Here is a 21,346-nt window from a genome sequence, read left to right as displayed (position 1 = left end):
CCACTAGCATAGGACTCATGGCATTATGCGCCAGGATCGTGGGGAAGGCCTAAAACGCGCTCGGCAATAATGTTGCGTTGCACCTCACCGGTTCCACCACCCACGGTTAAGGCCGGGCCGAACAAGAAGCCATAATGCCACAACGCAGGTTCGTCGCCCATTGGTCCATGGCTCGACAACATGCCGCCGGCACCGGTCAAGGACTTGGCAGCACCCATGATGCGTTGACCATGCTCATCAGCCAAGATCTTGCGGATGGACGCCTCGGGCCCCGGAGCTTCGCCCTTGATGGCCGCCGTTAAAGTACGCAATCGAATTAGGCGCAGCAGTTCCGATTCAATGTGAAGTGCAGCCAATTCTTGGCGCATGATCGGATCAGTGCAGCCTCCAGATTTTCGCACTACATCCAAGAGATCTTCAGCGGTGGGACCCATACCCCACAAGGCACCTCCGCTAGAAAGCGAAACCCGCTCGTTGCCTAGCGTTACCTTGGCAAGCGCCCAACCACGGTTCTCTTCACCCACCAGGGCATCGGCGCCGAGACGAACATCGGTAAGAAATACTTCGTTGAAGGTATGGCCACTGGTCATGTCAACGATTGGTCGCACTTCTACCCCCGGTGCATCCATAGGGCAGATAAAGTATGAAATACCTTGATGTTTGGGCACATCGGCGTTAGTGCGGGCAATCAGAATGCCAAATTTCGAGGCGTGCGCACCCGAGTTCCAAATCTTCTGGCCGTTGATGACCCAAGTGTCGCCATCTTTGGTGGCGGTAGTTCGAAGCGAAGCTAAATCGGAACCTGCTTCAGGTTCGCTGAAGAGTTGGCACCAAATCTCTTCACCGGAGAGCAGCGGAGGCAAATATCTGCTTTTTTGCTCCTCTGTTCCGGCATGCAAGATGGTGGGACCAGCCCAACCAATGCCAATGGTGTTGCTCGGCCGCGCCACCCCGGCCGATTTCAACTCCTCATCGATAATTAGCTGATGCATTGGCGCGGCATCAAGCCCATATGGTTTGGGCCAATGAGGTGCTACCAGGCCTGCTTCCGCCAATTCTTTACCGGTTGGATTAGGGTTCCTCGCCAACCATTCACGTATCTCTAGTCGACGAGGATCATCGTCGCTAGGCAGTTCAAAATCCACGTACGCCACGCTAGCCGAGGGAAAAGTTCTAAGATGTCTCTTCCATGGGGACTAACGCTTTAACTACTTGGAATTTTGCTGACGTTTGGGAGACCATCGCCAACGTGGCCGGAGATCGCCTGGCCCTGGCGCACGCCGATACCCATCGCAGCTGGAAAGAAATGGATGAACGGGCGAACGGCTTCGCCAATGCCTTGTTGAGCTTGGGTGTAAACGAGCAAGACAAGGTGGCGCAATATCTTTATAACTGTGCCGAATATATGGAATCACAGTTCGGAATATTTAAAGCTGGGCTAGTTCCGGTCAACACCAATTACCGCTATATGGATGAAGAGCTGGTATATCTTTGGGATAACTCGGACACCGTGGCGGTTGTTTTCCACGGGGTGTTCTCGGAACGGATTGAAGCCGTTCGTGATCGGGTACCAGGGGTAAAGGGTTGGTTCTGGGTTGACGATGGGCACGGTAGCTGCCCGGATTGGGCCACTCCCTATGAAGATGCGGCGACTTCCCATCCCGAACGTGTAACTGCACCATGGGGTCGTAAAGGTGAGCACATTTTGATGCTCTACACCGGGGGCACCACAGGAATGCCCAAGGGCGTTATGTGGCAACAAGAAGATCTCATTTCACGTCTGGGAAGCCCCAACAATGCGGTTTTGGCTGGCGAACCCGACTACGAAGCTTTCGCTGCTAGCCTGCCAGACCCTGGTTTAGTCACATTGCCCGCATGTCCGATTATGCATGGCACCGGCTGGTTTAGCGCCTTGATTGGCCTGCTCACCGGCGGCGCGGTGGTTACGCTCGCCGGTCGTTCCTATGACGTGGTAGAAATGCTCGACACCATTGAGCGTGAAGGCGTGAACGGTGTGGCGGTAGTTGGAGACGTGTTCACCAAGCCCATGGTGGCAGCCCTCGACTCTTCCCCCAACAAGTGGGACATTACCAGTTTGAAGATGATGAACTCCTCGGGTGTCATGTGGAGCGAAAGCGTTAAGCAAGGTCTTCTCAAACATCATCCTGACATGATCTTGGTTGACGCTTTTTCTTCGTCGGAAGCCTTAGGCATGGGTCAGTCAATCTCGGGTGGAGGAATGGCCGCCAAGACCGCCAAATTTGACCTTGGAACCGAAGCTCGAGTGATCGATGACAACGGCCAAGACGTAAAACCAGGTTCCGGCGAAATCGGCCGTGTAGCGGTGGGTGGGCTACAACCCCTTGGCTATTACAAAGATGAAAAGAAGACCGCCGAAACCTTCATCACTATCGACGGCCAGCGCTATTCCATGCCGGGTGACTACGCCACGGTAGAAGCCGACGGTACGCTCACCCTCTTAGGTCGCGGCTCGGTGTGCATTAACACCGGTGGTGAGAAGGTGTTCCCTGAAGAGGTGGAAGAGGTTCTGAAAACCCATCCCGGGGTGTCAGACGCGGTAGCCGTGGGCGTGCCCGATGAGAAATTCGGCCAAGTTGTAACAGCCGTGGTGGAAGCTAAAGATGGCACTCAAGCCTCGGCCGACGAACTAATCAACCACGTAAAATCGCAGCTCGCTGGTTATAAGGCACCAAAACATGTGGTCATGGTTGACACCATTGGTCGTGCTGTAAACGGCAAGGTCGACTACAAGCGCCTAACAACGTTGGCCCGCGACGAACTGGGCTTATAAGAGTTAAGCCGTGACATCACACCGTGTATCTTCGAGCGATGGCACCGAAATTGTCTATCACGATCTAGGTGGCAGTGGGCCGACACTATTGTTTGCTCATGCCACCGGATTTCACGGCAAGGTTTGGCTGCCCATAGCGAACGCCCTGGCCGATTCGTTTCATTGTTACACTGTCGACATGCGTGCCCACGGAGATAGCCGTGCGAGCTTGCCGCCGGGGTTCAATTGGCAACAATTCGGCCGCGACATCGGTGCTGTTATCGAGGCACTGGGGTCTCCCCAACCACTGTTTGGGGTTGGGCATTCTAAGGGTGGCGCCGCCTTAATGTTGGCCGAATACAGCCATCCTGGCACCTTTGCGGCCTTGTATTGTTTCGAGCCGATTGTGTTTCCTAAGGCCCACACCGATGTAGCAGAAGCGGCCGAGAACCCTATGGCTCAAGGGGCGCGCAAGCGCCGTCACGTTTTTGATTCCCGCCAGGCTGCCTACGACAACTATGCCCAAAAGCCTCCATTTAACGCCCTAGACCCCGAAGTTTTACAAGCCTATGTAGATTACGGTTTTGTTGACCTGGCTGACGGTAGCGTCGAGCTCAAATGTCAGGGCGATGACGAAGCCGTTATTTATGGCACTAGCGGTACCCATGGACTTTTCGAACACCTAAGTGAAATGTCGGTGCCGATCACAGTAGCTCGAGGTGAAGAGAGCCACACCGCGGCCGCCGCTAACTTGATCGTGGCGGCAATGCCTAATGCCACTCTCGAAGAGCACCCCGAGGTGGGGCATTTTGGGCCTCTTGAAGATCCAAGTAGATTCGCGGCACGGATTCGACTCGCTTTTGGCGTTTAGTCCTGTCCCTTTGTTGGCCAGTTGCACCCGTACAAGGATTCAATGTCCAAGTTTTTTCGTTCTCGTTCTCGCCAATCTTCTATTGGCGCGCTAGTTGAACGTATCCATAACACCGACGATTTGGTCGACCAATGGTGGGAGAACATTCGGGGGGTAGCCCCAATCGATCGGCTTTATTATTCGGCTTCGGCACTTGGTGATTGGAGCCTTATTTGGCACCTAGCCGGTACGGCGCAAGGTGTGTTAGACCACGAGCGAGGTTGGCACCGCGCCACTCGTCTAGCAGCTGCGCTAGGCGTTGAGTCGGCCCTGGTAAATGGCGCCGTGAAGTCGCTGTTTCGGCGGACACGTCCGGTGGCCAGCGCGCTTCGTCCTTACAAACTACGAATTCCGGTGACCTCAAGTTTTCCCAGCGGCCATGCCAGTTCCGCCTTTATGGCCGCACGTCTATTGTCAGACCAAAATCATCAAGCCCCGTTGTGGTACGCACTGGCAGCTTTGGTATCGACTAGCCGCGTTCATGTGCGCATTCACCATGCATCTGACGTCTTAGCCGGTGCAGCACTTGGGGTTCTATTGGGTGAAGTTGCGGTGCGAATAGCACCTCTACCAGCGCTTGATTCGCCGGGATCATAAGAAACGCTGGTTAAATTAGGTATGTCTTCTTTTACAGTGACCTTTGATTATCGCTGCCCTTTCGCTCGAATTGCTCACCTTCATATCCTTGACGGCTTAGCCCAGGGAGCCGACTGGAAAGTTCACTTCAGCCCGTTTTCGCTTACGCAAGCGAAAGTCGAAGAAAGCGACCCGGGCTGTGCCTGGCAAGACACCGAATCCGACACTGGACTCTTAGCGCTAGAGGTGTCTATGGCGGTACGGGACCATTTTCCAGAGGCCTTCAACGACCTACATCGCAACCTGTTTAACCTGCGACATGTAGATTTCGGAAGCTTGGCTAGTCGCGACGACCTGAGCGGTGCCATTGAAGGTTCTGGATTATCCGCGAAAGAGGTTTTTGAGCTCGTCGACACGAAAGAAGCCTTAAAGACCGTGCAGCGCGAGCATGAAGCTTCCGTGGCCGAGAACTCGGTTTGGGGTGTGCCGACCTTTATCGCAAATGGTCAGGCCGCGTTCGTACGGCTAATGGATGAACCATCGGCTGATGGTAAGCCTGCCATTGAGGTTGTGAACAACATCATCAACATGTTGCAGGAATGGCCACAACTGAACGAGTTCAAACACACCACATTAGATCGCTAGTTGCGATGCCAATAGCTACGTTCTAGATAGCTACGTTCTAGATCGAGGGGATCGACCGTTTGAAAGATTATGGAACTGGAACTGGCCCTTCCAGAACTTCTTCCAAATCTTGGGCGGCTAGAAGCACCCGAACGTCAAGCAGCAAGTCGGCCACTTCATCAGTTGAGATGAGGTTGCGATGCTGAATATCTCCTAACCCCTGATCGATTAGAGCCAAGGCCTCGGCGATGGTATCGATGGCTGCCGTCTTAGTCATTCAATTCCTCCCGAGTCGTTTGCTGAACGAGCCTAATCTGTGTGACCACGCTTACCTATCATAGTGGTCTTAACTTCACTTAGTCGGTCGCCAACGCGAAACAATTACCGAACGAAGTGATAATTCCCTAACGCTCTGCGACCCTCACACGATCTAAGATCAACTGCCATGGAGATAGCCGGTTCAAACATTGTTATTACCGGAGCTGCCAACGGCATTGGCGCAGCTCTAGCGAAGCGTTTCGCCGCGCTTGGGGCCACCACGTTGGTTCTAGGCGATATTGCCGAAAATGCTCTGGATGAGGTGAAGTCGCAGTTGGACAGCACGGGCACCACGGTTGTAACCCAACGTTGCGATGTCGCTAATGAAGCCGATGTTATTGCCCTCATTCGGGCCGCTGAGGCGGTTGGACCGGTTGATTTGGTGTGTTCAAACGCCGGTATTTTCATCGGTGGTGGGGTGGAAGTGGCGGATGACGACTGGCAGAGAATTATTGACATTAACCTCATGGCCCACATTTACGCTGCTCGGGCGGCGCTGCCAGCCATGATCGAACGGGGTTCGGGCTATTTGCTCAACACCGCCTCCGCGGCTGGGTTGTTAAGCCAGATCGGTTCAGCCCCCTACGCTGTCACCAAACACGCGGCCGTGGCCTTGGCCGAATGGCTTTCAATTACTCATGGTGGCCAGGGCATAAAGGTTTCGGTGTTGGCACCACAAGCAGTTCGTACCAACATGACCGCCGGGTCAGAAGGTGGAGGTGTCGCGGGCGTCGATGGAATGTTGGAAGCCGACCAGGTGGCCCAGATCGTGGCCGAGGGTCTGCGCGAGGAGACGTTCTTGATTCTCCCCCACCCCGAGGTAGCTGGTTATATGCAACGCAAAGCTTCTGACTACAACCGCTGGTTGGCAGGCATGCGTCGGCTGCAAGATCGTTTCCGAGGCTAAACGTGATAATTCCTGGCTGGATCTTCCCACCCTCTCGTTCGGTTTCAAAATTCTCGCAAGCTCAGACCAGATCATGGTCGGTGGTCTATCGACTGATGGGCGCTTTGGCGGCCACGTTGGTCGCCATCATGGCTTTGGCACCGGCGGCATCGGCCGAAGATCGTACTTTTTCGATTGAAGAAATTCATGTCGTCGCGACGTTGTTGCCCAACGGTTTGGTCGACGTTCGCGAGTTCGTGACCTACGAGTTCAAAGGCGCTAACAGCTCACCCTTTAGCGTGGGTTCTCGTGATTTTGTGACCGCCAGTTCGGGAATCAGCTCGGCACCAAGTGGAACTATTTCCAATGTAAGTGCCTACCGCGATGGCGAAGCACTGGAGATTTTGGTGGCGAACCAGAACCTGATCGAATGGGACATTTACCCAGCTCGAAGCGGAATTCACACCTACGAACTGCGTTACACCTTGGCCGACGCTGTGACGGTAGGTAGTGATGTGGTGGAGTTCTACCGCCAGTGGGTGGGGCCAACGTCGCCCACCGTGCATAAATGGTCGGCCGAAATCAGTGTGCCGGGAGGCGCTGATGGGGTTTTGGTGTGGGGACACGGGCCGCTCGATGGAACAATTTTCCCTGAAGGTTCCGGTGCGGTAGCCAACATTGCCGAAGGCTCACGCTCCGGTGAATTTATCGAAACCCGCTTGGCAATACCGGTTGATCGTTTCCAACTAGAGCCAGGCAGCGAAGAATTACTCCCCAATATTTTGGCTGAAGAAGAAACATGGGCGAATGAGGCTAATGCCCGTCGCCAGGCCGTTATTGACGCTGAGAATCGACGGGCCAAAATTGAGGAAGGCCTGAATTGGGCCATTGGACCGATTCTGTTGTGGGCCGCTGGCGGTTTCTATCTAATTTGGAACCGGTGGGGCCGCGATCCTAAAAAACCAGATGACATTGGTGATTATTGGCGCGAAGTACCCGATGACCCGCCCGCGGTAGCCCAAGCGTTCTTATCGTGGGGCTCGGTTAGCGCCGATGGCTATTCGGCCACGGTATTGGATTTAGCTCGCCGCGGTTATATGCGTATTGAAGAGGAAACGGTTGAACGCAAGCTGCTTAAAGATCGGGTTGAGCACCGTTTCGTACGTCTCAATGATCCACCAAATGACCAACTAAACAACTTTGAACGTGACACTTTGGGATGGCTATTTAAGTACTCACCGGTGATCACTCAAGAGGAGCTGGTGAAACAGAACCGCAAACATCAAACGGCGGCGGCCAGTTTCTGGAAAACGTTCCAAAGCAATGTCAGCAGTAACCTTAAGGGCCGCAATTACACCCAAAGCGGAAAAGGTTGGGCTTTCTTTTGGCATTTCGTGATTGTGGCTGGATTGATTGGCATTGCCTTTATTGCGCTGTTGAACGAGGCTTGGCTTCCCATGATTTTGGCGGCAGTGGCAGCAGTAGTGCTGATCCCACTGGCACTTCTACACCGAGCCCGTACCCCGGCGGGAACACGACGCCTGGCGGAATGGACCGGACTGCGCCGTTTCATGAAAGACTTTTCTCGTCTAGATGAAGCTCCGGTTGGTCACCTGGCACTGTGGGAGCATTATCTGGTGGCAGCGGTGGCATTAGGCGTCGCCGATGACCTAATTAAAGGCTTAACGGTTCAATTCCCCGAGCTTATGGACGCTAATTCTGCCACGACTTTTGCTCCCTGGTATGTGGCCAGCGCCACTAGCGGTAACCGATTCTCAAACTTCGGTTCTTTCGCTTCCCAGGTGGGGTCATCATCGGTTTCAAGCTTCACCCCACAATCGAGCGGTTCTGGCTCGGGCGGTGGTTTTTCTGGTGGCGGTGGAGGCGGCGGCGGTGGGGGCGGCGGCTTCGGTGCCCGCTAGGGTTACCTGCACGCATTGGGATTCACCTGCCGAAATACCTAATCATCCAACCATTCGACCACCTATAAACCCATAGACCACAAGGGGGCCTTAATGGCTTTTGAATTCGATTTGGAACAAACAGATCATCTGTTGACCACGACGCGAGCCGTGCGCAAGCGGCTCGACTTCGACACGCCGGTGCCTCGGGAACTAATTGCCGATTGTTTACGGGTAGCAATACAGGCCCCGACAGGTGGCAACACGCAGCGTTGGCGTTGGATTGTTATAGACGACCCAGCCAAGAAACAGGCCTTGGCTGATATGTACCGCGAAGGCTGGGGGCCGTATCTGCAACAGTCAAAGCAGACTCGCAAAGATCAGGGTCTCAACCCCGAAACCAGGGTTTCTGATTCTGCGGATTATTTAGCCGATCGACTCCATGAAGTGCCCGCCATGTTGATTCCATGCCTTCTAGATCGTGGGAACGGCCCTGGATATTGGGGTTCGGTGTTACCCGCTGCGTGGAGTTTTATGTTGGCGGCGCGCAGCCGTGGGCTAGGCACCGCGCTAACCACTATCCATTTGTTCAAAGAACAAGAAGCCGCCGAGCTGTTGGGTATTCCCAACACGGTCAGCCAAGCGGCTCTCATTCCCATTGGGTACTACACCGGCGATGACTTTAAGGAAGCCAAACGCCGTCCGGTAGAAGAAATCACCTATTGGAACGAGTGGAAACAAACCGACATCGGCGCTTAGCTGGGCGCCAGCGCCCGAATGCTTTCTCGTAGGTCAACCCCTACGGGAATCACCGCAAGTGCCGGGGTGGTGACCCCATTTTCCATGTAGCGCCCGATGGTTTCTTTGCAAGCCTCGGGCGTTCCATGCACCACCAAAGCATCCACCACATGGTCGGGAATAGCCTCTAAGGCCTCAGCGCGGTCACCAGCACTCCAAAGCTCCCACATTGGGGTGAGCTCTTCTTCTCGGCCGAGCCACCGGTGGAAATCGGCATAAACGGGCACATTCAGATATGAGGCGATTAAGCGGCGGGCCACCCCACGGGCCACTTCGGCGTCGGGGTTAGGAATCACGAAGATGCGGGCCACGATCTCTTTTTGGGTGGCTTCTTCAGCCGTCGCACCCGCCTGTTGTGCGCCAGCATGCACCTCGGGCACCACCGTTAGAACATCGTCGGGCGAAAGCCAGTTGATAATGGCGCCATCGCCTTCTCGACCCGCCAAGCGCAACATTCCTGAACGTAGCGCCGCCACCAAAATCGGCACTGGTTGTGGTGGCACTACTCCTAGTCGGAAACTCCTTACCGAAAAGCGTCCGTAATCTTTCGTAACCTTTTCACCGGTTAGGGAATCTCTTAGGAATCGTACCATGGCTTGAACCTGCTGGTATGGCTCTTCGAAGGGGATCCCGTTCCAACCTTCCACGATCACATTCGACGAAGAACCAATTCCGATGGCGAAACGTCCGGGGGCAGCTTGAGCCATTGACCCAACACTTTGCGCGAAACAAGCCGGTCCACGGGTGTAAGCAGGGATAATGGCTGTACCTAGACGCAGGCTCGGCGCCCAAACCGAAGCTAAAGCCAATGGGGTGAAGCCGTCAGCACCGTCGGCTTCAGCCGACCAGGCGTCGGTGTAGCCAAGATCTACCAGCTCTTCAAACCATTCTCGTTGTTCCCCCAAAGGCACTCCGCCAAATGGCACCGTCATTCCATAACGACTCATTGCACCCATCCATTTCATTCTCGCTTGTAACTTTCAGCTTAGATCGACGTCAAGGGTAAGGTCGTAGCAATAATCTGGCGGGGAATCTACTAGTAGACGACTGCCGTAACCCTTATAGGAGAATGTGAATGAATCGTCTCAAGACAGTGCTGGCCGTTGTGGCAGCGTTTGCGGTGCTAACGGTGAGCGCTTGTTCCAGTGACGACAAGCCTTCGGGTGGCAGCGCCAAAGCACCGAGTGTTTCAGCTGAAGAAAAGCCCTATGTCGACGCTATGGTATCGGGCTTCGACCGTTCTGAAGATGAGCTAAATCTGACCGACGCCCAGGTTGAATGCATAAGCGCTGGAATGGTGAAAACCGTCGGCGTGAATCGCTTCAAGGATCATGGTGTAACCCCGGAGGACTTAAGCGACCGTAACGACAGCTTTGATCTGTCCGAGCTCGAACTTTCCATGGACGACGGCTACAAAATCTACGATTCATTCGGTAGCTGCGGTGTTAACTTCCGTGAGGTGCTACTGGAAGAACTGGGTGCCGATGAGGATATGAGCAGCGAAGCCAAAGATTGTGTCGCCAAGGTCTTCGACGAAAAGAGCACTCGCACCTTTGCAGCCGCGCTCTTTACCGGTGGTGAAGATGTGATGTTTGAGAACCCAGAAGTCGCTGAGATCTTCAGTGGCCTGATGGAGTGCATGTTCATGGACATGGACTTCGACATGGACGACGAGTAAGACCTTCGCGTCACCCACTCTGGGCCTCAACGAGCCTTATAGGCGTTAACTAGTTAGGTGAGCTTTTACTAGCTTTACCACCAAAGCCGACTCCGTGTTCAAGACCGTTAATCTAGGTTCTGGAACCACAGGGTCGGCTTTGGTTGTTTTTCGGGAGTTTGAAGTGTGCGCGTGCCAAATTCGTTTTCGGCCGACCGGCGTCTGGAATCGCCACTAACGTACGTTCAAGTCGATTTGGAGAAAGACCAACGTGTACGAAGATATTCTGTATGAAGTTCAAGACGGAATGGGCCTTATTACGCTAAACCGCCCCCAACAGCTAAACGCTTGGGGCGGCAAGATGGCCACCGAAATGCGCCAAGCCGTAGAGTCGGCTGCCAATGACCCTGAGGTAGTGGCCATTGTTATTACCGGCGCTGGCAAAGGCTTTTGCGCTGGGGCCGACCTTTCCTCGTTAACCAATTTAGTAAGCGCCAACCAGGGCGAAACCACCGACGGGGACGATCCAGCGGCAGCGATTTCGGCGGAACTGAGCGGCGGCGCGAAAGACAACGGGGCTGGCGACGATGGCGACGCTAGCGACGCTGGCGAGGACGTCGTAACAAATAATTTTGCTGGCGCGTATACCTATTTGATGGCGGTCGAAAAGCCCGTTATTGCGGCGATTAACGGTGCGGTAGCTGGTATGGCAGTTCCGATGGTGTTGTCGTGCGACCTGCGTTTCATGGCCGATGAAGCCGTGATTGTGACGGCGTTTGTACAGCGGGGCCTAATCGCCGAGTTTGGTACTAGCTGGCTGTTGGCGCGCCAGGTGGGACCGGCCCATGCCTTAGACATGTTGTTTTCGTCGCGCAAGGTTGACGGTCAAGAAGCGGCTCGCATGGGTTTTGTGAACCGCTCAATGCCACTCGAAGAGCTAATGCCTTATGTGCGTGATTATGTGTCCGGTCTGGCTCGGATGTCGTCGCCTAGTTCTATGGCGGTGATGAAACGCCAGGTATATTCCCAGCTCCACGACGGTTTGGGCGCCGCGGAACGCGAGTCGTTGGCGTTGATGGCGCAAAGTTTCCGTCGCCCCGATTTCGCGGAAGGGGTTAAATCGTTCTTAGAACAGCGCGAGCCGCAGTTCAACCGTTTGCCGGTGGCCGAGGGTTAGCCACCCGCTTCGTTGTTGCAGGTCGCCGCTGCGTAGCTTCCACCTGTCACCCCTCGGTTCGGTATATGGGCTAGGTGTGGTGAATAATGATGCAAGCGGTCACGTAATAAAACTTATACTTAAGCAGTAGATCCCCCTCTTATAAGGAGATTTCATGTCAGAAGCGTGGATTATTGACGCTGTCCGAACCCCTCGTGGTATTGGAAAAGTAGGTAAAGGTGCGCTCGCCGATGTGCACCCGCAAGAGCTGGGCTCCACCGTTTTGCGTGCTATTGCTGAGCGCAACGGTTTGAACTCAAGCGACATTGACGATGTGGTGTTTGGTACCCACATGCAAACCGGCACCCAAGGGGGCGACTTGGCCCGCATGGCGGCCCTAGGCGCTGGTTTCGATATCAAAGTAAGTGGTGTCACGCTCGATCGTTTCTGCGGTTCGGGTATCACCACCACTGGTATGGCTGCTGCGTCGGTTATGTCGGGGCTTGAAGATGTGGTGATCGCTGGTGGTGCTGAGATGATGTCGTCTTATGCTGCCAACAACGCTGGCGGGCCACGTCTGCCCTTTATGGACAAGGGCAACGAAATTCTGCGGGCATTGCATCCCCAGTCGAACCAGGGTGTGGCCGCCGATGCCATTGCCACCTTGGAAGGTATTTCTCGTGAAGCGTTGGACGAGCTGTCGGCCGAGTCACAGCGTCGGGCCGACCAAGCTATTCGTGAGGGCCGTTTCGACAAGAGCTTAGTGCCAGTGGTGCGCCCCGATGGCACCGTGATTTTGGATCGGGAAGAGTACCCCCGCCCCAGCACCACCATCGAGTCGTTGGCCGGTTTGTCACCGTCGTTTGCCCAGCTAGCCGATATTCCTTTGGATGAGGAGGGCAACACCTTCCGCTCGATGATTTTGCGTCGTTACGAGGGGCTAGACATTCAACACGTGCACCATGCCGGTAACTCATCGGGTGTGGTTGATGGAGCGGCTGCCATTTTGGTTACCAGCCCCGAATACGCCAAAGCCCACGGGCTAAAGCCGCGGGCTCGTATTGTGGCCATGTCGAACATGGGTGATGACCCAACCCTTATGCTAAACGCTCCGGTGCCAGCCGCTAAGAAGGTGCTTGGCCGTGCGGGCATGACCCTTTCCGACATCGATTTGATCGAGGTTAACGAGGCCTTTGCCGTGGTGCCCGAGAAGTTTATTCGCGACTTGGGCATTGACCGTGAGAAGATCAACGTGAACGGTGGGGCGATTGCCCTTGGCCACCCCATTGCCGCTACTGGTGCCATGTTGATTGGCACCGTGTTGGACGAGCTGGAACGCCAAGATAAGCAGACTGGTTTAGTAACCATGTGTGCAGCTGGTGGTATGGCCCCAGCGATTATTATCGAGCGGATTTAATTAGGTATTAAACCTGCTATAGCTGGTTGTGCTTCGGCGGCTACTTCTGTTGTGAGGTAGCCGCCGTTGCTCGTTTTGGGCCGGCTTGGCGCCGGTGTAGCGGGGGTCATGTGTGCTTTTAGCGGGCGGAGCCTTCTCGCAGAGACGTTGACCAGCTCGCTGATGTTATGTGCAGCTGGTTTTAGCGGGCGGTCCAGCCGCCGTCCACGGCGAGTATCTGGCCGGTTACATAGGTGCTAGCTCGGCTGGCCAGGAACAGGAGGGCGCCGTCGAGTTCGTCTTCGTTGCCGCCACGACCCATGGGGGTATTGCGTTGAATGAAGTTCATGCTGCCTTCATCACCCCACATGACATCGGTCATTTCCGAAACAAACCAGCCAGGAGCCAAGGCGTTCACTCGCACCCCTTTGCGGGCCCATTGAGCGCCAAGTTCTCGGGTGAGGTTGACCAGGCCGCCCTTTGAGGCACAGTACGAGGCTTGTTTAATGGGGGCAGAAGCTACCAGCCCAAGAACTGAGGCCACGTTTATTATCGAACCTGAGCGTTGGGGAAGCATTCGGCGGGCGGCCAGCTGACTAAGCACAAACGGGGCGGTTAGGTTCACTTCCAACACTTGGCGAAAATGGGCCGGGTCTTCATCTTCGGCTGCGAACTGATCGCCAATGCCAGCGTTGTTGACCAGGATTTCGAGTGGCCCTGCATCGGCGGCAATGTTGATGAGCTGGACGCAATCATCGTCGTTGGCCACGTCGGTTACTACTGGGATTAGGCCATCGCCGCATTCGCTGGCCAGCTGGTTGAGGCGTTCTTCACGTCGGGCGGCCGCTACTACCGTGGCTCCAGCGGCGTGAAGCACTTTGGCGAAGCGATAACCCAAGCCACTGGAAGCCCCGGTTACTACCGCTACCTGGCCTTCCAAGCTAAAAAGTGAAGAAACGTGATCGTGCAGGCTCATGGCCTTATACCGTAATGGCTGCCTGATGACGCATGAGGCCAATCTTGGCTGAGCCGTAGTCGGGCTCGAGTAGTCGGTATCCGTTTCCTAATTCAGGTTGCCAAATGTGGTAGGCGTAGCGGCGGCTACACCAGCACCTTGATCTCGTACGTTACGACTGGAGCACTAGCTAATCGAGCATCGGTGGTGAGCAGCGAACTGGCGGGCAGCGCTGCTGACCCTGGCATCCGCGTTGTTCAGCAGATCAACCAACGTGGCTGTGGATGTGGCGGTTGTACCTGTGTTGCTTACCAGCGCGCCATTGCACGATATTGCAACCGGGACCTACCTGTTGGGCGGTGCGGTGCCGGTGATGCCGAGGTACTGTGCCAGAGCGAACTCCACCTCAGCCAACTGGTTGCGGGAGAGGTAGTCCACGGGCTCACCCACGATGTAGTCGGTATCGATCGATCGGATCTGATCAACCAGCAACCGCGTCGGTCGTCCCGCGATCTCCAGCTCTGGCCGATGGATCGCAGGCCGAGCGGACGTCGATGTTGGGATCACCGTAACGACCGACAGGGGCGATTCCGAGGGTGAGACCACTAGCCCCAGACGCTTCCCGCGTTGCTCGTGACCACGAGGTTGTCCGAGGTCGATGCGGTATATCGCACCGCGGATCACCAGGCATCCGGCTCGCTGCTCAGGTCTTCATCCTTAAGCTTCTCAGCGTCAGCATGGAATCGTTCGAGCCAGTGCTCGTGGTCGAGCAGCCGCAGCGCACGACGCAGCGTGTCGGATGTGCTCTCACCGGGCCGCGCAGCTTCGCGGAGGATTCGCTCGTCTTCGGCAGTCGGGCGGAAACCAATCGAGGTGGACATGATCTAAGGATACCGTTGCGTTCGACATTTGTTCAACAAGCCAAACGTAAGCCGGGCATGTCGAACTGCAAGATCGCTTGTACCATCGACATGCGTCCCTCTTCGAGTATTGGGCGCCCCCGGCAGGACTCGAACCTGCGACCTATTGATTAGAAGTCAATTGCTCTATCCAGCTGAGCTACGAGGGCAAGACGTTATATGTTGCCACCTTTTAAGCTAGGGGTGGAAGTGGCGGTACAGCTTGTGTTGTAACTAGTGACGAACTCAACTTCATCACCTTCGTGAAAGTGCCCTATGCTGGTACGTTCATGGTGGCCGTAGCTCAGTTGGTTAGAGCGCCAGGTTGTGGCCCTGGAGGTCGGGGGTTCGAATCCCCTCGGTCACCCCAAATGGGTCAGGTTTGAACTTTCGACCAAGGGACCGCCCTTGGTCGAGGTTCGAGCCTGGCTCAACTTTCTTGCCTCGGCGGCCCAGGTGAGGGCGTCGGCCTGCAAGCCTTCGATGCTCAGCCCGTCGTACGGCGTCTTGTAGCCGACCCGAACGTCGTTGTCCTCATCGACATAAATCGCCGTGAACAGCGCCTGGTTGCACAGACGACGGTTCGCGTCGTCAGCCTTCTTGTAAATGTCGGCCGCATTCGACAGCAGAGTCAACGCGTCGTCCAAGTTCGCCCGAGCGAAGGCGTACTCCCCGTGGTGGGCGTCGATCCGGTTCTGGATCGTCTCCAGCGATGCCGTGATCCGATCCTGCTCCCGCTTGAGCAACTCCAACGGGACCGCTCCCGCGTAGTGAGCACGGAGCAGCTTCTCCTGCTCGTCTTCGAGCTGGGTCCGACGCGTGGCGAGGTCCGCCAGTTCCGCGGCACCCTCGGACATCATCTCGTCGAACCGTGCGTGCAGCATCGACGAGAGCGCCTGCTTGGTCTCCGCGCTGATCTGGACGTGATCGTAGAACTGCTCCACGAGTCGCTCGACGTGCTCGATGAGCATCGCTTGACGGGTACAGTCACCCCTACCGCCGTGCCTGCTCGCGCACACGAAGTACGGATAGATCGTGCCCTGGCTACTCTTCGCGTTGCACACGATCAGGCGCGAGCCGCACTGCCCGCAGAACACAGAGCCTTTCAGGTAGTGATCGTGCACTTGCGTCGCGTCCGCCGCCGACCGGTGAGTGCCGAGCACGGTCTGCACCTGATCCCACACCTCGTTCGGGACGAGCGCTTCGTGGACTCCGGCGTAGGTGACGCCTTGATAGCGGACGCAGCCCTTGTAGTACGGGTTCGTGAGCATCCGATGCACCGACGACTTGCCAATGGGCTGAGAAGGACGACGCGGGGAAGGTGCTGTCGTCAGCCCCCGCGCCACTAACTCGTGGTGGAGCTGGCTCGTCGACCAATCCCCGGACGCGAACACCTGGAAGGCCCACCGAACCAGCGGTGCACGTTCCTCGTCCAGCTCGACGGTGCGCACCTCACGGCCAAACTCGTCACGCACTCCGATGTTGCGGTATCCGATAGGTGCCTTCGACACTGTCCCGCCCTGCGCGGCCTTCTGTGACAGACCCTTGACGACCTCCGTGGCCAGGTTGCGCGAGTAGAACTCGGCGATCGACGACATGATGCCGTGCAGCAGCATCCCCGAGGGCGTCTCGTCAATGTTTTCAGTCGCTGACACCAGGGTGACCCCGGCGTCCTTGAGCGCGAGGTGGATGGTCACGTCGTCTGCGCGGTTGCGGGCCAGCCGGTCGACCTTGTGGACGATGCAGTAGTTCGTTTTGTGCTTCGTGACGTACTGGATCATCCGCATCAGTTCTGGCCGGTCGGCCTTGCGGGCAGACTCGCCCGCGTCGACGAACTCCTCGACGATGGTCGCGCCGAGTTGGTCGGCCTTGCGCTGGTTGGCCTCGCGCTGGGCTGGGATCGAGAAGCCTTCGGCGCTGCCGCCCTTCTCTGCCTGCTCCTTGGTCGAGACACGGAGGTAGGAGACGGCGATCGCCCCAACGAACGGTGTTGGGGCAACGAGACTGTCTATCGCGGCGCGGCTCGCATCGGTGGTCGTCATGGCTCTTCTCCACAGTCACTAGTTCTGCCGACGCGGACTGATGAGTCGAGGGATGTTGATCGTAAGAAGAGCCCGAAGGCTGTAGGACTAGGCCGAGTCGGCCACGTTTGCTTTGCCTCGCCACAAGGGCGAAGCGCTAGGACCACAACATCCGCCATCCGCGACGGATGCATACATTCTACGACGAAGGCTCCACTGAAGCACGCGGGCGCTTCGATGTCGTCGTTCCTCCCGAGGGGCACGACCCGGACCGTTGGAGCGCGATACGGATGAGTAACTCGCTGAGCTTGTCGAGGTCGGGGGGTTCGTGGAAGTCGGCGCGGATCGTCAGCTCGCGCTCGCTCTGCTGACGCTGCCCGGTCTTTCGTATGTACCGCCGCGTCATGCTCACACCTCGCCGGTGTCAGATTCGAAGGCCGCGAAGAAGGCATCTTCGGCCTCCTGGCGCGCTGCGACCTGATCGAGCACGAACCGCACGAAGTCTTCGTCGCGGTCTGTGATGGGTAAGTCCTCGACGGGCGCGGCGGGGTCTTCTCCGGGCCAACTCGTCTGGCGGGTTGGCCGATCCCTGTCAAGGCGTGTGCCGCAGGCGGCGACCCAGTCTCGAAGCCGGGCTCGTGCATCTGCGAAGTCGCGGTGCCACCCGAGGGGCGCTGAGCCGTCCTGCTCGGCGTCGTAGGCGGATAACCAGTGCAGGTGCAGGGCGGACAGCTCCCAGAGGAGTTCGGGGTGCCGATGCCAGTACGGCGGCACGACGCTGGCTGTAAGACCGTAGGTGTGGCGAAGCCAGTCCACCCAGCGGTTGAGTTCGAGCAGCTCCGTTTCAAGATCATTAGCCGTGAGTAGATTCCAGTTGACCGGATGCGGCGGCTCAGGAGTATCGAAACGAGGCGACCGTGTTTCTGCCTCGGGCGGCAGGTCATCGTGTTCGGGGCCGAGCGAGTCGGTCATGGTCTCCCCGCTCACATTCCGATGGTCGCGGCGTTCGACGGAGCGGAACGCTGTGGCGCGGTGAAGGCAGCGCCATTTCGGCCAGAGTTGCGCTCGGTTCGATCTACCTCGTAGCGCGTGCGCGCCAGGTCGTGGCCGATGCGAGTTGCGATGAACTCCTCACCTTCGTAGCGCTGTCCGTTGCGCTCGTAGGAGTACTCCCGTACACGGCCGCTGGGCATCCCTCGTCCGTGCATCCAGCCTCACTGCTGAGCAAGCCCAAGCCGCTGTTGAGTCCGAAGCCTTTGGAGCGCTCACGGCAGAGCTCCGCCGCGCCGAAGCCAACCACCACAACGTCGAGACCCTGCTTCCACGCATCGTCCAGGCGCGCGGATTCGACGACGCTGACGACATCGCCGCGGTCATTCACTACCGGGTCGCCCGTGCCACCGCTCGCCCCGCCGGATCAGGACGGGCCCGCAAAGCGCCCAGGCTCATCGCTGGGCTCCTGCCACACGCGGGCGGAGTACACGACGCCGAGATGCGTGCGGCGCTCGATGAGCGAGAAGCACTCATCGAAGCCCGCGCCGACGCCGTTCTTGATGGCGCTCTCACCGACGAGGCACCCTGGATGAGAGCGCTCGGTACGTCACCGAGCGACACTCGCCGGGCCGCAGCATGGAGGAGGGCGGCGCGAGTGGTCGCCGCCTACCGAGACCGCTACCGCATCACCGACGACGCGCCCCTCGGGGCACCGCCCGTGTCCGAGGCGCAGAAGATCGACGCCGCGCGAGCGAAGGTATGCCTAGATCGCGCGTTGTCCTCAGCCACCGAGATGGATAGGTCGGAAGGGTTCAGCGCCCACGGGCCGACGCGCACACAGTCGCAGCTAGGGCGAACCATCTGACTCCCCCTTCCCAATGTCGGCCCACAGACGTAGCCTTGGAGGTGAGGCGGATTTCTCCTTACCTTTGGGCCGTTCGCGGCAGACCCTCGGGTCACTCTCCACGCACCGTCTCGACGAAGCAGGCGCGTGTTGAGAGGAGCCCACCATGATCCGCCTACTGTGGACAGCGAGCGTCGAGGTCCGATACTTCCTCCGGCGCTACATGCCGAGCAACATCGTCCTTGATCTGCTTCGCACAAGGCGGGGACTCAAGTGGGGCATCCCTGCGATGCTCTTGGCCGTTCCCTACCTCGTCGTCGCCCACTGGTGCACCACCCTCGCCGGCAGCGGTGGTCCCGGGTGGCTCCACCTCGTCGTACTCGTGTGCATTTGGAACGCGCTCAAGATGACGCTCTTCGGTCCAATGAGTCTCGTGATGCTCGTGAAGGTCCGCGCTCGTGAATGCCGCGCGCGGCGTCAGTGCGTGAGTGGCGGCACGCCGGCGCTGCTCGAACTTGCTCACAGCGAGCGCTGAACTCCGGTGCCAGCCCGTAGCACTGTGTAGTTCCTACAGAGTCCGCGCGGACTCGGATGTAGGCCGACGAATCTGATCCCTGGCGAGTCCGGCGTGCAGCGCCGGCGCAGGGCGCGAGCCCTGGTGTTCCACGAGTCTCGCAAGGTCCGCAGTGCTGGTTACAAGCGACGCCACACCGGCCTGCAACAGGCCGTGCGGTCCCGCACTCGATGCGCTCGTCACCGGCCCCGGAACTGCTCCCACTCCTCGCCCCAGCTCCGAGGCGCGATGCGCCACCGCCAGCGAGCCCGAGCGGAATCCGGCCTCGACAAGAACCGTCGCCGACGAGAGCGCCGCCATCAAGCGTGCCCGAGCGATGAAGCGATGTCGGGTTGGAACAGTACCTGGCGGAACCTCGCTGACCAGCACCCCAACACGGGCCACGCGGTCGAGAAGCTCGCGGTGCCCAGCAGGGTAAGGCCGGTCAACCCCATTGGCGAGAACGGTGATGGTATCACCGCCTGTTGCGAGAGCAGTCTGATGTGCAACTCCTTCGATCCCGTAGGCACCCCCGGCAACTACAACTCGGTGGTCAGCAGCGACGGAGGCAGCGAGTTCGCGAGCTACATGATCCCCGTACGAGGTAGACGCCCGCGCTCCGGTGATCGTCACGAAGTCGCGCAACGGACGAGACAGGAAGGAGGACGCGCCGCGAACCCACAGCACGTACGGTGCAGCTTCCCCCAGGTCGTTGAGGGCACCGGGCCAATGAGCGTCGCCGGGGATCAGCGCTCGGACTCCTGACTGCTGAATCTGGCTGAGCCGCTCAGTGATGCTCCGCGCCTCCGATGCGTTGAAATGGTCACGCCAGACCTGCGCATCCGCAGAGTCGAGGCCACTGACCTCACCGTTGCGCTCGGCAAGCCGGAGCACCTCCACCGCCCCGACCTGAGCCAAGAGTCGGCCCGTCACCGGATCGTTGGGCTCGACGAGCATGGACAACACCATGCGCGCGGTGCGTTCGTCCTTCGCGGCATCACTCAGGCCAGTCATCGTCGGTTCCTCCCCACGTCCGTTGCCCAGGAGGTGCGCCGAACAAGACGAAGACTCGCCGACAGCGGCGCGGCCTCGGTGCGGCGTCGGTGCCTGCCGATACTCTGAAGACGTGAACACGTAACGGCGGTCCTCCTGGTTCGGCCGACGTCGGAGTCGGTCGGAAGGAACGCAAGTGACAACAGCAGGACTGGAGCGTGCACGCGGCACGGCGTGGCGAATCTGGGACCTTCACGTGCACACGCCAGCCTCCATCGTTCAGCACTACGGTGCCGACACCGACGAGACTTGGGCCCAGTTCATCGATGAACTTGAGGCTCTGCCAGAAGACATGACTGTCATCGGCATCAATGACTACTGGTTCCTGGACGGCTACAAGCGTGTCATCGAGGCACGGAAGAGCGGACGCCTTCAGAACCTCGAAGCGATCTTCCCGGTGATCGAACTGCGGCTGGATCACTTCGGTGGCACCGACGGGAAACTGGCGAGGGTCAACCTGCATGTCATCTTCGACCCAGACCTCGACCCGGAAGTGATTCAGGCACAGTTCATCAACGCGCTCCAGCCAAAGATGAAGCTCGCACCGAGCCACTCCTCCCTCAGCTGGCAGGGCGTAATCACGCGGGATTCGCTGACCGACCTCGGCCGCAGGATTAAAGAATCCGTCCCGGCTGAGCACCTGTCGAATTACGATTCGGACCTCCGCGAAGGGTTCAACAACCTGAACGTCGGCCTCGACGACGTTCAGGCGATCCTCGCCGGCTCATACTTCAAAGGTCGTGCGCTCATCGGGATTGGCAAGACCGAGTGGCGGGACATCAAGTGGAACGACCAATCAATCGCCGCGAAGAAGAACGTCATCAACTCGGCACAGTTCATCTTCACCGCCTATGAGGACACGACCCGGTGGCAGGCAGACGTGGAAGAACTCCGGGCTCTGTTGCAAAGATTGGCGGCAGTCAGAGGTAGGCTGTCGCTCTGCGCCGATCAGGCGGCTGCTGCGAAATGGTGGTTGAGCATGCCCATGGCCTCCGTCAGCGCCGAGGGCCCAATG

The 21,346-nt window shown here is 57.8% G+C and carries 21 protein-coding genes, 2 tRNA genes and 2 pseudogenes; 14 read left to right on the top strand and 11 right to left on the bottom strand.

Annotated elements, in window-relative coordinates; translation table 11 throughout:
* Window positions 1-23 precede the first annotated feature (23 nt).
* Complete coding sequence (locus tag WC184_10525) at window positions 24-1,145, bottom strand: acyl-CoA dehydrogenase family protein (GenBank protein ID MFA7478306.1); 1,122 nt, start codon at window positions 1,143-1,145, stop codon at window positions 24-26.
* A gap of 44 nt (window positions 1,146-1,189) precedes the next feature.
* Between WC184_10525 and WC184_10520 the strand changes: the two genes are divergently transcribed.
* Genes WC184_10520 through WC184_10505 form a run of 4 tightly spaced genes read left to right on the top strand, consistent with a single transcriptional unit; the run spans window position 1,190 to window position 4,922 of the window.
* A complete protein-coding gene (locus tag WC184_10520) occupies window positions 1,190-2,812 on the top strand; it encodes an AMP-binding protein (protein MFA7478305.1) in 1,623 nt (540 codons plus the stop codon).
* 10 nt (window positions 2,813-2,822) lie between these two features.
* On the top strand, window positions 2,823-3,662 hold the full coding sequence (locus WC184_10515) for an alpha/beta hydrolase (protein ID MFA7478304.1): 840 nt from the start codon (window positions 2,823-2,825) through the stop codon (window positions 3,660-3,662).
* A 42-nt stretch (window positions 3,663-3,704) separates the two neighbouring features.
* Window positions 3,705-4,298 (top strand): phosphatase PAP2 family protein, encoded by a 594-nt coding sequence (locus tag WC184_10510; protein MFA7478303.1) that lies wholly within the window; start codon window positions 3,705-3,707, stop codon window positions 4,296-4,298.
* A 21-nt stretch (window positions 4,299-4,319) separates the two neighbouring features.
* On the top strand, window positions 4,320-4,922 hold the full coding sequence (locus WC184_10505) for a DsbA family protein (protein ID MFA7478302.1): 603 nt from the start codon (window positions 4,320-4,322) through the stop codon (window positions 4,920-4,922).
* Window positions 4,923-4,989: 67 nt separating this feature from the next.
* Here WC184_10505 and WC184_10500 read toward each other — a convergent pair whose 3' ends face one another.
* Window positions 4,990-5,178, bottom strand: a complete 189-nt coding sequence (locus tag WC184_10500; GenBank protein ID MFA7478301.1) for a hypothetical protein — start codon at window positions 5,176-5,178, stop codon at window positions 4,990-4,992.
* Window positions 5,179-5,346: 168 nt separating this feature from the next.
* Here WC184_10500 and WC184_10495 point away from each other — a divergent pair, with 168 nt between their 5' ends.
* From WC184_10495 to WC184_10485, 3 genes are all read left to right on the top strand, one after another.
* The gene (locus WC184_10495) at window positions 5,347-6,126 is read left to right on the top strand and encodes an SDR family oxidoreductase (GenBank protein MFA7478300.1); all 780 of its coding nucleotides are present in this window, start codon (window positions 5,347-5,349) and stop codon (window positions 6,124-6,126) included.
* A 2-nt stretch (window positions 6,127-6,128) separates the two neighbouring features.
* Window positions 6,129-8,027 (top strand): DUF2207 domain-containing protein, encoded by a 1,899-nt coding sequence (locus tag WC184_10490; GenBank protein ID MFA7478299.1) that lies wholly within the window; start codon window positions 6,129-6,131, stop codon window positions 8,025-8,027.
* A 93-nt stretch (window positions 8,028-8,120) separates the two neighbouring features.
* On the top strand, window positions 8,121-8,765 hold the full coding sequence (locus WC184_10485) for a nitroreductase family protein (GenBank protein ID MFA7478298.1): 645 nt from the start codon (window positions 8,121-8,123) through the stop codon (window positions 8,763-8,765).
* On the opposite strand, the gene WC184_10480 is transcribed toward WC184_10485, so the two are convergent.
* Window positions 8,762-9,751 carry an LLM class F420-dependent oxidoreductase gene (locus WC184_10480; protein ID MFA7478297.1) on the bottom strand — a complete coding sequence of 330 codons (990 nt, stop codon included), beginning with the start codon at window positions 9,749-9,751 and terminating at the stop codon, window positions 8,762-8,764. The two genes, WC184_10485 and WC184_10480, sit on opposite strands and share 4 nt — an antisense overlap.
* 128 nt (window positions 9,752-9,879) lie before the next feature.
* On the opposite strand from WC184_10480, the gene WC184_10475 reads away from it, so the two are divergent.
* The 3 genes from WC184_10475 to WC184_10465 all read left to right on the top strand — a co-directional run bounded on the left by WC184_10475 (window position 9,880) and on the right by WC184_10465 (window position 13,034).
* Window positions 9,880-10,482 (top strand): hypothetical protein, encoded by a 603-nt coding sequence (locus tag WC184_10475; GenBank protein ID MFA7478296.1) that lies wholly within the window; start codon window positions 9,880-9,882, stop codon window positions 10,480-10,482.
* Window positions 10,483-10,732: 250 nt separating this feature from the next.
* Window positions 10,733-11,638 carry an enoyl-CoA hydratase-related protein gene (locus tag WC184_10470; protein ID MFA7478295.1) on the top strand — a complete coding sequence of 302 codons (906 nt, stop codon included), beginning with the start codon at window positions 10,733-10,735 and terminating at the stop codon, window positions 11,636-11,638.
* Between the two features lie 154 nt (window positions 11,639-11,792).
* Window positions 11,793-13,034 (top strand): acetyl-CoA C-acetyltransferase, encoded by a 1,242-nt coding sequence (locus WC184_10465; protein ID MFA7478294.1) that lies wholly within the window; start codon window positions 11,793-11,795, stop codon window positions 13,032-13,034.
* Window positions 13,035-13,215: 181 nt separating this feature from the next.
* Here the strand turns inward: WC184_10465 and WC184_10460 are convergent, their stop codons facing one another.
* From WC184_10460 to WC184_10445, 4 genes are all read right to left on the bottom strand, one after another.
* A complete protein-coding gene (locus WC184_10460) occupies window positions 13,216-13,989 on the bottom strand; it encodes an SDR family oxidoreductase (protein ID MFA7478293.1) in 774 nt (257 codons plus the stop codon).
* 324 nt (window positions 13,990-14,313) lie between these two features.
* Window positions 14,314-14,652, bottom strand: a complete 339-nt coding sequence (locus WC184_10455; protein MFA7478292.1) for a type II toxin-antitoxin system PemK/MazF family toxin — start codon at window positions 14,650-14,652, stop codon at window positions 14,314-14,316.
* Window positions 14,649-14,849: a hypothetical protein gene (locus WC184_10450; GenBank protein MFA7478291.1), complete on the bottom strand. Its 201-nt coding sequence runs from the start codon at window positions 14,847-14,849 to the stop codon at window positions 14,649-14,651. Before WC184_10450 ends, WC184_10455 begins: the two co-directional genes overlap by 4 nt.
* A gap of 114 nt (window positions 14,850-14,963) precedes the next feature.
* Window positions 14,964-15,037, bottom strand: a tRNA-Arg gene (locus tag WC184_10445).
* 123 nt (window positions 15,038-15,160) lie between these two features.
* Between WC184_10445 and WC184_10440 the strand changes: the two genes are divergently transcribed.
* Window positions 15,161-15,237: transfer RNA gene (locus WC184_10440), tRNA-His, on the top strand.
* Here WC184_10440 and WC184_10435 read toward each other — a convergent pair.
* The 3 genes and pseudogenes from WC184_10435 to WC184_10425 all read right to left on the bottom strand — a co-directional run bounded on the left by WC184_10435 (window position 15,230) and on the right by WC184_10425 (window position 18,072).
* On the bottom strand, window positions 15,230-16,909 hold the full coding sequence (locus WC184_10435) for a recombinase family protein (GenBank protein MFA7478290.1): 1,680 nt from the start codon (window positions 16,907-16,909) through the stop codon (window positions 15,230-15,232). The two genes, WC184_10440 and WC184_10435, sit on opposite strands and share 8 nt — an antisense overlap.
* Window positions 16,910-17,296: 387 nt before the next feature.
* Window positions 17,297-17,875 carry a hypothetical protein gene (locus WC184_10430; GenBank protein ID MFA7478289.1) on the bottom strand — a complete coding sequence of 193 codons (579 nt, stop codon included), beginning with the start codon at window positions 17,873-17,875 and terminating at the stop codon, window positions 17,297-17,299.
* Window positions 17,872-18,072, bottom strand: a pseudogene (locus WC184_10425) (single-stranded DNA-binding protein). The gene WC184_10430 and the pseudogene WC184_10425 overlap by 4 nt, the downstream one beginning before the upstream one ends.
* Between WC184_10425 and WC184_10420 the strand changes: the two are divergent.
* Together WC184_10420 and WC184_10415 are read left to right on the top strand one after the other, a co-directional pair.
* Window positions 18,072-18,746, top strand: a pseudogene (locus WC184_10420) (conjugal transfer protein). The pseudogenes WC184_10425 and WC184_10420 overlap by 1 nt on opposite strands.
* A 145-nt stretch (window positions 18,747-18,891) precedes the next feature.
* The gene (locus tag WC184_10415; GenBank protein MFA7478288.1) at window positions 18,892-19,260 is read left to right on the top strand and encodes a sulfate permease; all 369 of its coding nucleotides are present in this window, start codon (window positions 18,892-18,894) and stop codon (window positions 19,258-19,260) included.
* Between the two features lie 33 nt (window positions 19,261-19,293).
* Here the strand turns inward: WC184_10415 and WC184_10410 are convergent, their stop codons facing one another.
* A complete protein-coding gene (locus tag WC184_10410; protein MFA7478287.1) occupies window positions 19,294-20,235 on the bottom strand; it encodes a DNA-processing protein DprA in 942 nt (313 codons plus the stop codon).
* A gap of 232 nt (window positions 20,236-20,467) precedes the next feature.
* On the opposite strand from WC184_10410, the gene WC184_10405 reads away from it, so the two are divergent.
* On the top strand, window positions 20,468-21,346 hold an 879-nt coding region (locus tag WC184_10405; protein ID MFA7478286.1), incomplete at its 3' end, for a chromosome segregation protein SMC.

This window comes from Acidimicrobiia bacterium, from assembly GCA_041676705.1.
GTDB lineage: Bacteria > Actinomycetota > Acidimicrobiia > Acidimicrobiales > SKKL01 > Actinomarinicola.
Note: the sequence above shows the minus strand (reverse complement) of the source record. Positions and strands in the feature narration are given on the sequence as shown.

What these genes read in the sequence shown, in the direction of transcription:
- WC184_10495 (MFA7478300.1), top strand. Translation starts at nt 5,347, where the DNA reads ATGGAGATAGCCGGTTCAAACATTGTTATTACCGGAGCTGCCAACGGC.
- WC184_10435 (MFA7478290.1), bottom strand. Translation starts at nt 16,909, where the DNA reads ATGACGACCACCGATGCGAGCCGCGCCGCGATAGACAGTCTCGTTGCC.
- WC184_10520 (MFA7478305.1), top strand. Translation starts at nt 1,190, where the DNA reads ATGGGGACTAACGCTTTAACTACTTGGAATTTTGCTGACGTTTGGGAG.
- WC184_10410 (MFA7478287.1), bottom strand. Translation starts at nt 20,235, where the DNA reads ATGCTCGTCGAGCCCAACGATCCGGTGACGGGCCGACTCTTGGCTCAG.
- WC184_10415 (MFA7478288.1), top strand. Translation starts at nt 18,892, where the DNA reads ATGATCCGCCTACTGTGGACAGCGAGCGTCGAGGTCCGATACTTCCTC.
- WC184_10485 (MFA7478298.1), top strand. Translation starts at nt 8,121, where the DNA reads ATGGCTTTTGAATTCGATTTGGAACAAACAGATCATCTGTTGACCACG.
- WC184_10505 (MFA7478302.1), top strand. Translation starts at nt 4,320, where the DNA reads ATGTCTTCTTTTACAGTGACCTTTGATTATCGCTGCCCTTTCGCTCGA.
- WC184_10480 (MFA7478297.1), bottom strand. Translation starts at nt 9,751, where the DNA reads ATGAGTCGTTATGGAATGACGGTGCCATTTGGCGGAGTGCCTTTGGGG.
- WC184_10450 (MFA7478291.1), bottom strand. Translation starts at nt 14,849, where the DNA reads ATGTCCACCTCGATTGGTTTCCGCCCGACTGCCGAAGACGAGCGAATC.
- WC184_10460 (MFA7478293.1), bottom strand. Translation starts at nt 13,989, where the DNA reads ATGAGCCTGCACGATCACGTTTCTTCACTTTTTAGCTTGGAAGGCCAG.
- WC184_10475 (MFA7478296.1), top strand. Translation starts at nt 9,880, where the DNA reads ATGAATCGTCTCAAGACAGTGCTGGCCGTTGTGGCAGCGTTTGCGGTG.
- WC184_10500 (MFA7478301.1), bottom strand. Translation starts at nt 5,178, where the DNA reads ATGACTAAGACGGCAGCCATCGATACCATCGCCGAGGCCTTGGCTCTA.
- WC184_10465 (MFA7478294.1), top strand. Translation starts at nt 11,793, where the DNA reads ATGTCAGAAGCGTGGATTATTGACGCTGTCCGAACCCCTCGTGGTATT.
- WC184_10510 (MFA7478303.1), top strand. Translation starts at nt 3,705, where the DNA reads ATGTCCAAGTTTTTTCGTTCTCGTTCTCGCCAATCTTCTATTGGCGCG.